Source organism: Zymobacter palmae, from assembly GCF_003610015.1.
In the GTDB taxonomy this organism is placed as follows: domain Bacteria; phylum Pseudomonadota; class Gammaproteobacteria; order Pseudomonadales; family Halomonadaceae; genus Zymobacter; species Zymobacter palmae.
The window spans coordinates 1,884,062-1,896,698 of sequence record NZ_AP018933.1 but is presented as its reverse complement, the minus strand read 5'-3'; the positions used below and the strand labels follow the sequence as shown (position 1 = coordinate 1,896,698).

The following is a 12,637-nucleotide window of genomic DNA, read 5'->3' as shown; positions in this document are numbered from 1 at the left end:
GAAACGGGCTGTATTCCAGCAATGAAGCGGTCTTCAGTGAAAATAGGTAGGCGCTGTAAGTCGTGGAAAATGCAGCCCGCTTGGCGAATGCTGGCACATTTAAAAGAAACTCTTCATATCAAAGCCTTGCATGTTGGGCCCAGTATGCGTATTATCTCGCTCCGTCAGGCAAGGCAAGGGTCGTTAGCTCAGCTGGTAGAGCAGTTGGCTTTTAACCAATTGGTCGTAGGTTCGAATCCTACACGACCCACCATTAACCTTGATTTTACAAGGGTAATGAGCGTAGAATGCCAACCCTGATAGCAGTCGATATATGGGTCGTTAGCTCAGCTGGTAGAGCAGTTGGCTTTTAACCAATTGGTCGTAGGTTCGAATCCTACACGACCCACCATTCTTTATTAAACAAGAATGATTTTATCGTTGACTGTATTTTGCTGCGGGTCGTTAGCTCAGCTGGTAGAGCAGTTGGCTTTTAACCAATTGGTCGTAGGTTCGAATCCTACACGACCCACCACCCAGCAAATCTGATGTAACGGCAAAGCCGTTTAGTTATGGGTCGTTAGCTCAGTTGGTAGAGCAGTTGGCTTTTAACCAATTGGTCGTAGGTTCGAGCCCTACACGACCCACCAGACATATACAAGACCCTCCTACTTGGAGGGTCTTGTTTTTTGTATGTATGCCGTTGAAACATTGACGAATAAAGCGCTCAATGGTGGCGACGGTACCTGCTGTTTGCTCAGGCGTATACAGCACTACTTCTGAGTCATGTCTCCTGTACGGTTCTTTTCTTCAGTCACTATGAGTCCTCATCATATGCCAGCAAATAATTGACTGGCGCTGCATTGTGGAGGGCTACACTCTTTAATGCATGAGTGACATGGGGCAGGCCAGACCGTCATGGTGTGGCATATGCCGGCTGAACAGGCTCTTTTTTCCGTTGTCCACGGTAGGTCATGAGTGCAAGGCGGGGCAGTTCGCGGCCTTTCTCAGGCCGACCGTGGGGCGTTGAAGGTGCTGCCAGATATCATGAGGGTGTTGCAATCTGACCCACTAGCCCTCATTGATCACCATAATTGCTATAGCCACCCTGTCAGATACTGTTCTGACGAGTGGCTTGTTTCACCTTTTGTCGAGGACTGTCTGCGATGACACATTCTCCCGAACAAGCGAAACGAATACCGCTTCTCCCGTTGCGGGACGTTGTGGTGTATCCGCAGATGGTGATCCCTCTGTTTGTCGGACGTAAATCTTCCATTCAGGCGCTCGAAGCGGCAATGGAAGGGGATAAGCAGGTCCTGTTGTTGGCTCAGCGCAATCCTGGCGATGATGCACCCGCTCAGCAGGATCTGTTCGAAGTAGGTACGGTGGCAGAGATCATGCAGCTGCTTAAGCTGCCTGACGGCACGGTCAAGGTACTGGTTGAAGGCCGCACCCGTGCGACAGTCGAGTCGATCGACGACAGCGGCGAGTTCGCTACAGCGTTGGTCAGCCCGCGCGAAACGGAAACACTGACCGAGCGCGAGCAGGATGCCTTGACGCGCGTGCTACTGAGCCAGTTCGAACAGTACGTCAAGCTGTCGCGTAAGGTGCCTAAGGAAGTGATGGGCACGCTGAACGATATCGACGACCCCGTGCGTCTGGTGGACAGCATCTGCGCGCACATGTCGCTGAGCATCGAAGACAAGCAGGCACTGCTTGAATTCAATCGCGTGCGTGATCGCATCGAACATCTGATGGCGCTGATCGAAGCGGAGATCGACCTGATGCAGGTCGAGAAACGCATCCGCAATCGCGTCAAGGAACAGATGGAGAAGTCACAGCGCGAGTACTATCTGAACGAGCAGATGAAGGCCATCCAGAAAGAAATGGGTGAGCTGGATAGTGCATCGACGGAAATCGAGCAGTACGAGCAGAAGATTGATGACGCCGAGCTGCCTCAGGATGCACTGGACAAAGCTCGTCAGGAGCTGAACAAGTTGCAGATGATGGCGCCCACGTCGGCCGAGGCTACCGTGGTGCGCAGCTACTTGGACTGGCTGCTGTCGGTGCCGTGGAAGAAGCGCACGCGCGTACGCCACGATCTGTCATATGCCGCCAAAGTGCTTGATGAAGATCACTACGGTCTTGAAGAAGTCAAGGAACGCATCCTTGAATACCTTGCTGTGCAGAAGCGCGTCAAGAAACCGAAAGGGTCTGTGCTGTGCTTGGTTGGTCCTCCTGGGGTGGGCAAGACCTCACTGGGGCAGTCTATCGCCCGTGCAACCAGCCGCAAGTACACGCGTCTGGCACTGGGGGGCGTACATGATGAGTCTGAAATCCGCGGTCATCGACGCACCTATATCGGTGCGCTGCCCGGTAAGCTGATCCAACGCATGAGCAAGGTTGGGGTCAAGAACCCACTGTTCCTGCTGGACGAAATCGACAAAATTGGCACTGATCATCGTGGTGATCCTGCTTCTGCATTGCTGGAAGTACTTGATCCCGAACAGAATAATACGTTCAATGACCACTATCTGGAGTTGGACTACGATCTGTCGGACGTGATGTTCATCTGCACGGCCAACTCGATGAATATTCCTGGGCCGCTGCGCGACCGCATGGAGATCATCCGGTTGCCGGGCTACACCGAAGACGAAAAGCTGGCCATTGCGCGTCGCTACTTGCTGCCGAAACAGCTCAAGGCCAATGGGCTGCGCGATACAGAGCTGGGGCTAGATGACAGCGCGCTGCTGGAGTTGATCCGCTATTACACGCGTGAAGCCGGTGTGCGCGAACTGGAGCGCCAGATCGCGAAGGTAGCGCGCAAGGTGCTGCGCGAGCGTCTCGAACAGGAAGAGCAGCGACAGACCGCAGAGGGTCAGAAGCTGACGTCTGATGATATCGAGCGCTATGCCGGAGTCCGAAAGTATAGCTATGGTCTTGCCGATAAGACGGATCAGATTGGTCGGGTGACGGGGCTGGCATGGACATCCGTCGGCGGAGAACTCTTGTCGCTGGAGGCTGTCGTAACGCCAGGCAAGGGACGTCTCAATCGCACCGGTTCGCTGGGCGATGTGATGAAAGAGTCTGTCAGTGCGGCGTGGACCGTGGTTAAATCGCGGGCGGCATCGCTGGGAATCGACCCTGAGCGCTTCGAGAAGGAAGATATCCATATCCACCTTCCTGAAGGGGCGACACCGAAGGACGGCCCGAGCGCAGGGATAGGCATGGTAACCGCCATGGTCTCTGCCTATACTGGCCGTGCCGTTCGCTGTGATGTGGCCATGACAGGTGAAATCAATCTGCGTGGTGAAGTCATGCCGATAGGTGGCCTAAAGGAGAAATTGCTGGCAGCCAGACGGGGTGGTATAAAGACCGTGCTTGTTCCCTGCGAAAACCAGCGCGATCTCAAGGAAATTCCTGACGCCATCACGCAGGCACTCGATATCCGACCCGTACGCTGGATCGACGAGGTGCTGGACGTAGCATTGGTCGATGAAGCCGTAGATACACCGGATACCCAACATCGCGGCAGTGAGGAACCGGCTCACGTGGTCAGTACTCATTGAGGCATGTCCGCAACGGTTGCAGGGAGGATGTAGGCATCGTCCCTGCTGCCAGTGCATATTCACATGCGGTGGCGGTTGACGCTATTCCGGAGCATTGTTATACATGTGCACCGCTGAAGGCCGCTTCAATTCATGGTCACCGCGAATTTCTGGCAATTCTGTAAACCCAAGGGGTGAAGAGTGAACAAATCCGAACTGATCGAAGCTATTGCAGCTTCCGCTGATATTCCTAAAGCGGCCGCTACTCGTGCCCTTGATGCGATGATTGATGCTGTCACTGAAACTCTGAAAGACGGTGGTTCTGTGGCGCTGGTCGGTTTTGGTACTTTCTCCGTTAAAGAACGTGCCGCTCGTACTGGCCGCAACCCGCAGACGGGTGCACCGATCAATATCGCTGCTGCCAAAGTGCCTGGCTTCAAAGCCGGTAAGGCACTGAAAGACGCGGTCAACTGATCGTTGCTGCAGCGGGCAGCCATTGTTCGCTGTATGTGATAAGAAAAGGCGCACCTTCTTGGGTGCGCCTTTTCTTTTAGCTGATCGCTGGGTTTTTCTCACCCCAGGCGGTGTAGTGAACCTTGGCTAGGTATCGCGATCACAGAATTCAGCTATGTGATCCGCTTGTCTGTCTTCGAATCAGGCATGGGGGAAATGGCTGGCGGAGCGGGATTGCCGCTTATGACAGAGCGTGTATGAACGCTGAGGGAGATGCGAAGGCATGTAACGTTTTTGCTGACAAGCACTATCTGGCCGCTGAGGTGTCTTGGCAGGTATACTACGCTTTCTTTCATCATGGATGAATCACTGAACCACTGAGGTCGGCATGCTGCAAGATATACGGAAACACGCAAGGGGAAAGGCAGCCAAGGTCGTTGTCGCGGGCATCGCGGTGGTCTTGTGCAGTTTCGGGCTAGAGAGCCTGTTCTCCCATTTGACCGGTTTTGGGGCGAGCAAGGACAAGTCGCTCATTCACATCAATGGCGAGGCCGTGTCGCGTGCTTCCATCGACAAGCAAATTGCATCGCTGAAAGCGAGTGGGCAACTTGCCGAAGGCATGGAAGCTGACGCCCGCAAGGAATTGCAGCAGCAGCTCGTGGTTTCCACGCTGCTGACTCAGTACATGAACAATGGCGGTCTGCGCGTTTCCTCTGATGAAGCGCTACAGGCGCTGGCGTTCCAGCTGCAAGCTAAGGACATGGATGATGCGCGGGCCAAGCTGCAGCAATTGGCACGCCAGTACGGTGCCAGCCCGGAAGCGCTGCTGGACATGCAACAGCGCTTTATGCAGTCCCAGCTGCTGGAAGAAGCTACCAAAGCGTCCGTCTGGAGCACACCTAGCGAGCGTCAGCGCTTGCTGGCATTGCAGCAGGAGAAGCGCACCTTCCGCTATAAGGTGCTGTCTTCACGTGAGCTGGGCCAGGGCGTGGACGTAAGCCAGCAGGAAATGCAGCAGTACTACGATGCCAACAAGGCCGCGTTCATGCGTCCGGAGCAGGTGCGTTTTAACTACGTACTGCTTGATCGCGATGCCATGTCGGCGTCAGCGCCGGTTGACGATGCTGTACTGCGTCAGGCATACGAACGCCGACTGGCGGCGGCTCATCCGCGTGTTTCCGATATCATCATCACTATCAGCAGTACGCGTGATGAAGCGGCTGCACGCGCACGTATGGCTGAAGCGCAGCAGCGCCTCGACCAGGGTGAATCTTTTGCATCCGTGGCGCGTCGCTATTCCGATGACTCGGCGTCTGCGTCGCGTGGCGGTGATCTTGGCTCTGTCGATGCTGATAGCTTCGGTAACGACTTCTATCGTCAGGTACAACCGCTCAAAGCTGGGCAGCGCTCTAAACCGTTCGTGCTGGACGGTGCTGTGCATCTGGTGCAGGTGACAGGACTGGATGTCGGCAGCTTCGACAGTATGAAAGCGGAGTTGACCAGCGAGCTGCGCCAACAGCAGTCTGACGGACCGTATGACAAAGCGGTGCGCAAGCTGGGTGATCTGGTCGATGAAAGCGACGACTTCAATGCCGTTGCCAAAGCGTTGGGTGTTCCGATGCAGACCTCCGATTGGGCAGCGCAGGCGGATCGCAAGCCGTTCGATAATCCCAAGGTCATGGCGGAAGCCTTCGATCCGAGCGTCAAGGACAAAGGCTATAACAGCCAGGTCATTCGCCTTGATGATCATCGCACCATGGTGTTGCATGTTATCGAATCGCGTGCTGCTCAGCAGCTGAACTTCGATGAAGTTCGAGATCAGGTGCGCGCACGTGTCGAGCAGCAGAAAGTGGCGCAGGCCATTGATGCACGTGGTCGCCAGCTGGCACAGCAACTCCAGCAGGGTAATGGTAGCGTGGATGGCTGGAGTCAAGTACGTGATGCCGGTCGCAGCAGCGTTGACGTTGAGCCAGCAGTTCTTGCCGCCGCCTTCACTGTCACGCGTCCGAACGGTGATCAGCCGCAGTACGCTTTCCGTTCGCTGGGTAACGGCGAGCGCGGCGTTATCATCATGCTGCAGAAAACCAGCGTTGATACTAGCGCAAGCTTGGATGAGCGACTCGGCAAAGAGCTGGATAATGCGAACAGTCGTGCCGTGCTCGGTGGTCTTGTCGAGCAGTTGCAGCATCAGGCAAAAATAGAAGAGTAAGGCCTGACACTACCGACTAACGCTAACAGGCCTAGCATGACGAAGCGCCCGCTTTCATTGGAGAGCGGGCGCTTTGCGTTGAAGGGATATGAAAAGAATGGCATGGGGAGACGATTGAGCGCCATTTGTTGCAATTGTAGGCCTACTGGCGGGTGGATACCGGTGCCAGCCTCAAACGTGACAGCGGGTGGTGTTTGAGGCGTAGGCATAGCAGTGGTGCAATCAGAACGCGTCCATATCGTCGCGCACGTAGTCATCCAGCCGAGCCTTGATGGCCGACAGGGTGTCCAGTGCAGCTTCGTCGTGCCGGTCTTTTGCTGCTCGCTCCAGACGATCATAGAGGGCCAGCGCGCCACGCAGATCGCCTGTCAGCTGCCGGTACTCAATCATGGCGCGCTGGCTGATGTCCTCATGGCCACTGGCGTGGGCAGCTTGCGCCAGTAGTTGCCACGCGTCAGCATTCTCAGGCTGCTGCTGAGTCAGCTGTATAGCACGTTGGTAGGCATCGTTGGCATCGAAGCGCAAATCTGCTCGAATGGCCGTCAGCTGCGCGGGCGTATAGTCGGGCACGCGGCGCAGGATCAGGCGTGCACGATTGAAGGCCTCGGTAGGCTGGTTGGCTTGCAGGGCAATGTCTGCGGCAGATGCGTGGATTAGCAGCAGTGCGTCGTGCTGGTGCGCGAGGGCGTCCAGTTGTTGAAGCGCTTCTTGAGTGCGGTGCTGCCGAGCGAGTAGGAGGGCGTCGAGATAGCGCAGGGCATCCGGCAACGCCTTGTCCTGTTGTAGCTTGGTGCGTAGTAAGGCGGGATCATCCGGGAAGAAATGCAGCATGGCCCGGGCGCGTACCATATCGTATTCAAGGCTTCGCGATATCGTGACTACGGGGTATTGCGCGGCACGGAGGCGGGTATCGCTCACGCGTGATGCGGTCAGTGGGTGCGTCATCAGAAATTCAGGGGGCGTATCGCCCTGCAGGCTGCTCTGACGCAATAGCATATCGAACATGCGTGGCATGGCCTGTGGGTCCATACCTGCCTTGGCAAGAGCGGTTAGGCCTACGCGATCCGCTTCCTGTTCGTACTGGCGAGAGTAAGCCAACTGACGGCCGATAAACAGTGCTTGGCTACCCGCCATCGTGGCGATACCCGCATCGCCGCTACCGCGTGCCGCCATAACGACTCCTGCCAGCAACCCTGCGAGTGTTGGCAGCATTTCCCGATCGGCTTGATCCTGCTGGCGCGCATAGTGATGCTGGGCAAGGTGTCCCAGCTCATGAGCTAGCACGGACGCCAGCATGTCCTGATCGGGAGCCTCCAGAAACAGTCCACCGTTGACGCCGATAACCCCACCCGGTACCGCAAAAGCATTGAGCTGATCGTCTTCGACAAGCAGGACCAGAGGACGGATGCCTTCCACCTGTGCATAGGGCAGAAGCCGAGCGACCAGCTGCTCGATATAGCGCTGGGTGATGGGGTCCTGCCATTCGGTCACATAGTGCCTGAAGCGTCTGGCCCACGCCCGGCCGAGCCGGATCTCCTGCTGGTTGGCATAGGAAGAATACCCACCTCCCAATGCAGGCAGGCGGTAGTCTCCGGGAAGGCTGGCGGTCGCCACGGTGGGCAGCAGCGCGCCGACCAGTAGCCATGAGGCACATTTACCCCGAATCGTCATGCGATGTGTTCCCTTAGCGTTGGTGGCACTCCTGTGCTGCGGCCAGCACGGCTTCCGCGTGACCCGCGACTTTTACTTTGCGCCATTCTTGAATCAGTTGCCCCTGTGCATCAATCAGAAACGTGCTGCGTTCAATGCCTTCGTATTCCTTGCCATAGAGCTTCTTAAGCCGAATCACATCGAAGAGGCGGCAGAGTGTTTCATCGGGATCGCTAATTAGATCGAAAGGGAAGCACTGCTTGGTCTTGAAGTTCTCGTGCTTGCGCAGGCTATCGCGGGATATGCCAAAGACGCGGGTATTGGCGGCGGCGAACTCGGCATTGAGCCGTGAGAAATCGAGGCCTTCGGTGGTGCAGCCTGGCGTACTATCCTTGGGGTAGAAATAGAGCACGATCTGCGTGCCCTGATGCTCTTGAAGGTCGAAGCGCTGACCGCCGGTCATGTCGGCACTGAAGGAGGGAATCTTGTCGCCAATGGAGAGTGTCATGGATAAACCTGTCATAGTTTGTGTAGTGGCAAGCCTATTTCATTTGGTAACGCTTGTCAGGATGCGATGGCCTTGCTTCACCAGCCTGTACAGCAACCTGTCGTATCAGTACCATTCGTATCAGTATACCGGACGTGCTGGATAGTCGTAGTCGCCGCCTTTGTGCCCATTGATGGCAAGGTTTCCTCCGACGAGCGATCGAAAACCGGTAAGATAGAGAGAACGATAACAGGCCGGTAGTGCATGCCGGGCAGCTTAAGGAGCTTTTCGAATGATCACAGGTAGTATCGTTGCATTGGCGACCCCCATGATGCCCAATGGCGACATAGACTGGCCTGCTCTGCGTCGTCTGGTAAATTTCCATCTGGAAAATGGCACTGACGGTATCGTCGCGGCAGGAACCACCGGTGAGCCCTCCACCATGACCGTGGAAGAGCACTTTGACGTTATTCGTACGGTCATTGACGAAGTGAACGGTCGAGTACCGGTCATCGCGGGCACGGGCGCCAACGCTACCTGGGAAGCCGTCAATCTGACGCGCTGGGCCAAGGAAGCGGGTGCGGATTGCTGCCTGTCGGTCACGCCGTACTACAACCGTCCTTCTCAGGAAGGGCTGTACCAGCACTTCAAAGCCATCGCTGAAGTCGGTCTGCCGGTCATCATGTACAACGTACCGACACGCACGGGCGTCGACCTGTTCAACGACACTATCTTCCGCTTGGCCGAGCTCGATAATATCGTCGGTCTGAAGGAAGCTACAGGTGATCTGGAGCGTGATCAGGAACTGTTCGACGTGCTCAAGGGTCGCGATTTCGCGCTGTACTCGGGTGATGACTCGACGGCCTGTGATTTCATGCTGGCCGGTGGTCACGGTGTTATTTCGGTCTCTACCAACGTGGCGCCTAACGCCATGCATGCGCTGTGTGAAGCTGCGCTGGCCGGTGATCGCGAACGCGCGCATCAGATTAATGCGCGCCTGATGTCGCTGCACAACGCGATGGGCGTCGAAGCTAACCCGATTCCGGTTAAATGGGCGCTGCAGCAAATGGGGCTGGCGAAGGAAGGCATCCGCCTGCCGCTGACACCGCTGTCTGAGAAATACCACGCGACCGTCATCGGTTCCATGCAGCAGGCTGAGGTGCTTTAAATGAAACTGTCACGGATGACATGGGGACTTGCTGCGCTGGCGATGGTTGCGGCACTGACGGGTTGCCGCGGTGGTGGTTACTACCACGACCGTAACACCGAATACGTCAATGCCGAACTGACGGCACCGCTGGAACTGCCAGCGACGCGCAACAACTTCAATTACCATGACGCAATGCCTGTGCCGGCCGTCAATACGACGTTCCAAGCACCGCAAGGGCACTTTGAAGTTCCGCGTCCACAGGGGTTGACCGGCACAGACAATGTCGCTAAGTGATACAACGGTAACACGCATCGCATCATTGGGAAGCGGTAGCAAAGGCAATGCAACGCTAATCGCTTCCCGTGAAGCGCTGATCATGGTGGACTGCGGGTTGGGCATACGCGACGCGACGGCGCGCATGGCACGGCTGGGTATCGCCCCCGACGCGCTGGATGCCATCCTGCTGACGCATGAGCATGGTGATCATATCCGGGGCGTCAAGTCACTGGCGCGCCGATATGACATTCCCGTATACGGTACGGCAGGTACGTGGCTGGGCGGCAAGCTGGAGCCCATCAGCGATTACCGCTTCATTGTGCCCGAGAAACCGTTTTCGATTGCTGATCTGGATATCGACCCCGTGACGGTGCCGCACGATGCACGTGAGCCCGTTCAGTTTGTCGTGACCGCAGGACAGCACCGCATTGGCCTGCTGACCGACCTCGGTCACGTCACACCTCATATTCGTCAGCGCTTTACGGGCTGCGATGCGCTTTTTCTTGAATGCAACCACGACCTGCGCATGCTGGCTGAAGGGCCATATCCCTTTGTGCTGAAGCGCCGTGTGGGTGGCGACTGGGGCCACTTAGCCAATACCCAAGCCAAGGAACTGTTGGCGTTCTGGGGAACCGATAGGCTCCAGCATATCGTGGCTTCCCATCTGTCGGACAAGAACAACCTGCCTGAGCTAGCGTTCGATGCGTTGCGTCCGTTGCTGGACGGTGCAGAAGAGCGGCTGCATATCTCGACGCAGACGCATGGTATCGAGTGGCAGACGTTGAGCTGATTGCTCACTGAACGGTTATGGCGGCGATAGTGATCATATGACATAGCCGCCATCCTTCTTGCCGTTTTCCAGCTTTGCTGTGTTGAATTGACTCCCCTCGCTTATCGCGCCGTATCATTTTTGCTTTTTGCTTTTTGCTTTTTGCTTTTTGCTTTTTGCTTTTTGCTTTCTGCTTTCTGCTTTCTGCTTTTTGCTTTTTGCTTTTTGCTTTTTGCTTTTTGCTTTTTGCTTTCTGCTTTCTGCTTTCTGCTTTCTGCTTTCTGCTTTCTGCTTTCTGCTTTCTGCTTTCTGCTTTCTGCTTTCTGCCACCTGCCACCTGCCACCTGCCACCTGCCACCTGCCACCTGCCACCTGCCACCTGCCACCATGGTTGCGTTTTCTGTCAGCTCGCGGTGTGCAGTTCACGCCATGCGGAGAGTGGCGTGCGGGCAATAGCGAGCGCTTCTACGCGTCTGGCACCTTGCTGTCGGCAGAGGGTAGCTAGCGCATTGAGTGTGGCGCCTGTGGTCATGACATCATCCAGCAGTACGATATGTTTTCCTGTTACATCGGTTTCGATGGAAAAAGCATCCTTCATCAGTTTCAAGCGCTGGCGCCGGTCAAGGTGGCGCAGTGGCGGTGTGTCATAGCGGCGATGAGCGGTTATGCGGGGCATGCGGCGAGTCGAAGGGCACAGTGTGGCCAGCCAGTCGATGTGATCAAATCCGCGCTGGCGAGCACGATGAGGGTGCTGTGGAACAGTAAGCAGCCATGCCTTTTGCGGTGGATGAAAAGCTTTTCCCATCAGCTCGGCTAGTAGGAACGCGGCTGGTAATGCGGCATGAAACTTAAAGGAGTGCACTAATGCCGGCGTATCTCCTGTATACAGAAGAGGTGCGGTCGCGTGATGAAAGCGGGGACGACGCAGGCAGCGGGCGCAGCATAGGCCTTCCTCAACAGATGAGAGTGGCAGCGCACAGCTGTAGCAGCACGGCCGATTACGGGGCAGGGCATGTATGCAGGCCGCACAGTAGCCGCTGGTATGCAAGGTAGGGCACTGGCACAGCGGACAGTGCCCAGGCATGAGGCGCATCAGCCATCGTTGCAGTTCAGCAATAAAAGAATGAAAGCTCACAGTGGTGGCTCCACGGAGAATGGCTTTCTCTTAGACGACAGCGGGATAGGTGCTTTGAATGGGGCAGGAAAAAAACGTAAAAAATTAGTGAAGAAAATGCGCTAGTGGTCGTCAACTCGGAAGTGGCACGAATAAGATCAGTACAGATAAGCTTTAAAAAAGAAAAGACCCGCAGGGTAAGGCGGGTCCAAGGGTAAATAACTTGACACGAAATTGCTACGTACCTGAGTTGACGGCTCAAGGTACGTACGCATTTTGAAGGCTAACTTTCACTGACGCAAATCAGAATTTCTTTCATTGGTGAAAGAAACTGTATTCCTCTCTCGATAGAGGCGTTGACCTTCAAAAAGTAGAACACAGTATAAGGATATCCTGCGGTGTGTAGCGCAAAGAACAGCGTGTGGTACAGCGGCTAGTTCATAGCGTATCGGTCGGGTGTCCAAAGTTCGACTTCGACGCCGTTCAGTCCGAGAAGCAAATTGCCCTGTTCGCAGGATTCATAATCAGGCTGGTCACCATAGTGATCGGGGTGCACGACACGGCGTACGCCCGCGTCAAGGATCGCTTGACTGCATTCCAGACACGGGGGCGACGTCATGTAGAGCGTGGCGCCCTGACAGTGTTCTCCGGCTTTGTGCAGTACGTTGACAGCAGCATGGTCGTGATGATGCCGCTTGTGTGGCGAAGGCGGCGGTGCTGATGCCCGGCTGAGAGCTGCTTCATGAAAGCCATGAAATGTTTCTCCCGAATGGCTTTCGAGAAGGGCTCCCTTGGAAGCGGACGAGACAGGGGCAAGCGCCCTTGAATTTCTAAACAGGGCCAAGATCGGATCGTATCGCTTATTCATTACAGTCATCCGGATCGCTTGCTGAATATGAAGAAAGAGGCGACAGGCATCTTCTTGAGGTAATTATTGACAGTAATTGTAGGTATTCCTGATAAATTATCCAAAATGTTTGGGTCGAAATTTTACTGACCCTT

Annotated in this window: 11 protein-coding genes and 4 tRNA genes; 10 read left to right on the top strand and 5 right to left on the bottom strand. The window is 55.6% G+C overall.

The features are described 5' to 3' along the window. Positions 1–177: 177 nt before the first annotated feature. The 7 genes from ZBT109_RS08545 (at position 178) to ZBT109_RS08515 (ending at position 6,189) form a co-directional block, all read left to right on the top strand. Positions 178–253 (top strand) — tRNA-Lys (locus tag ZBT109_RS08545). A 62-nt stretch (positions 254–315) separates the two neighbouring features. Next, positions 316–391, top strand: a tRNA-Lys gene (locus ZBT109_RS08540). A gap of 47 nt (positions 392–438) precedes the next feature. After that, positions 439–514: transfer RNA gene (locus ZBT109_RS08535), tRNA-Lys, on the top strand. A gap of 39 nt (positions 515–553) precedes the next feature. Next, a tRNA-Lys gene (locus ZBT109_RS08530) sits at positions 554–629 on the top strand. Positions 630–1,145: 516 nt separating this feature from the next. After that, positions 1,146–3,548: an endopeptidase La gene (gene lon / locus ZBT109_RS08525; RefSeq protein WP_027706006.1), complete on the top strand. Its 2,403-nt coding sequence runs from the start codon at positions 1,146–1,148 to the stop codon at positions 3,546–3,548. Between the two features lie 180 nt (positions 3,549–3,728). Continuing rightward, positions 3,729–4,001 (top strand): HU family DNA-binding protein, encoded by a 273-nt coding sequence (locus tag ZBT109_RS08520; protein WP_027706005.1) that lies wholly within the window; start codon positions 3,729–3,731, stop codon positions 3,999–4,001. Between the two features lie 367 nt (positions 4,002–4,368). After that, the gene (locus ZBT109_RS08515) at positions 4,369–6,189 is read left to right on the top strand and encodes a peptidylprolyl isomerase (protein WP_027706004.1); all 1,821 of its coding nucleotides are present in this window, start codon (positions 4,369–4,371) and stop codon (positions 6,187–6,189) included. Positions 6,190–6,411: 222 nt separating this feature from the next. On the opposite strand, the gene ZBT109_RS08510 is transcribed toward ZBT109_RS08515, so the two are convergent. Further along, complete coding sequence (locus ZBT109_RS08510; protein WP_038279303.1) at positions 6,412–7,860, bottom strand: M48 family metalloprotease; 1,449 nt, start codon at positions 7,858–7,860, stop codon at positions 6,412–6,414. Positions 7,861–7,873: 13 nt separating this feature from the next. Then, positions 7,874–8,347 (bottom strand): peroxiredoxin, encoded by a 474-nt coding sequence (locus ZBT109_RS08505; RefSeq protein WP_027706002.1) that lies wholly within the window; start codon positions 8,345–8,347, stop codon positions 7,874–7,876. Positions 8,348–8,618: 271 nt separating this feature from the next. On the opposite strand from ZBT109_RS08505, the gene dapA reads away from it, so the two are divergent. The 3 genes from dapA to ZBT109_RS08490 are packed head-to-tail and all read left to right on the top strand — an operon-like array spanning position 8,619 to position 10,542. After that, entirely contained in the window at positions 8,619–9,494 is an 876-nt protein-coding gene (gene dapA, locus ZBT109_RS08500; protein ID WP_027706001.1) for a 4-hydroxy-tetrahydrodipicolinate synthase, read from the top strand. Beyond that, the gene (locus tag ZBT109_RS08495; protein ID WP_027706000.1) at positions 9,495–9,770 is read left to right on the top strand and encodes a hypothetical protein; all 276 of its coding nucleotides are present in this window, start codon (positions 9,495–9,497) and stop codon (positions 9,768–9,770) included. Next, a complete protein-coding gene (locus tag ZBT109_RS08490; RefSeq protein ID WP_027705999.1) occupies positions 9,757–10,542 on the top strand; it encodes an MBL fold metallo-hydrolase in 786 nt (261 codons plus the stop codon). The genes ZBT109_RS08495 and ZBT109_RS08490 overlap by 14 nt, the downstream gene beginning before the upstream one ends. Positions 10,543–10,546: 4 nt before the next feature. Here the strand turns inward: ZBT109_RS08490 and ZBT109_RS13860 are convergent, their stop codons facing one another. The 3 genes from ZBT109_RS13860 to ZBT109_RS08475 form a co-directional block, all read right to left on the bottom strand. After that, on the bottom strand, positions 10,547–10,879 hold the full coding sequence (locus ZBT109_RS13860; RefSeq protein WP_170144702.1) for a hypothetical protein: 333 nt from the start codon (positions 10,877–10,879) through the stop codon (positions 10,547–10,549). A gap of 45 nt (positions 10,880–10,924) precedes the next feature. Further along, positions 10,925–11,656: a ComF family protein gene (locus tag ZBT109_RS08480; protein WP_084261905.1), complete on the bottom strand. Its 732-nt coding sequence runs from the start codon at positions 11,654–11,656 to the stop codon at positions 10,925–10,927. 412 nt (positions 11,657–12,068) lie between these two features. Then, the gene (locus tag ZBT109_RS08475) at positions 12,069–12,503 is read right to left on the bottom strand and encodes a deaminase (RefSeq protein WP_169734022.1); all 435 of its coding nucleotides are present in this window, start codon (positions 12,501–12,503) and stop codon (positions 12,069–12,071) included. Positions 12,504–12,637 lie beyond the last annotated feature (134 nt).

Coding starts and splice junctions, on each gene's coding strand:
- lon (WP_027706006.1), top strand. CDS start 1,146: ATGACACATTCTCCCGAACAAGCGAAACGAATACCGCTTCTCCCGTTG.
- ZBT109_RS08515 (WP_027706004.1), top strand. CDS start 4,369: ATGCTGCAAGATATACGGAAACACGCAAGGGGAAAGGCAGCCAAGGTC.
- ZBT109_RS08510 (WP_038279303.1), bottom strand. CDS start 7,860: ATGACGATTCGGGGTAAATGTGCCTCATGGCTACTGGTCGGCGCGCTG.
- ZBT109_RS08505 (WP_027706002.1), bottom strand. CDS start 8,347: ATGACACTCTCCATTGGCGACAAGATTCCCTCCTTCAGTGCCGACATG.
- dapA (WP_027706001.1), top strand. CDS start 8,619: ATGATCACAGGTAGTATCGTTGCATTGGCGACCCCCATGATGCCCAAT.
- ZBT109_RS08495 (WP_027706000.1), top strand. CDS start 9,495: ATGAAACTGTCACGGATGACATGGGGACTTGCTGCGCTGGCGATGGTT.
- ZBT109_RS08490 (WP_027705999.1), top strand. CDS start 9,757: ATGTCGCTAAGTGATACAACGGTAACACGCATCGCATCATTGGGAAGC.
- ZBT109_RS08475 (WP_169734022.1), bottom strand. CDS start 12,503: ATGAATAAGCGATACGATCCGATCTTGGCCCTGTTTAGAAATTCAAGG.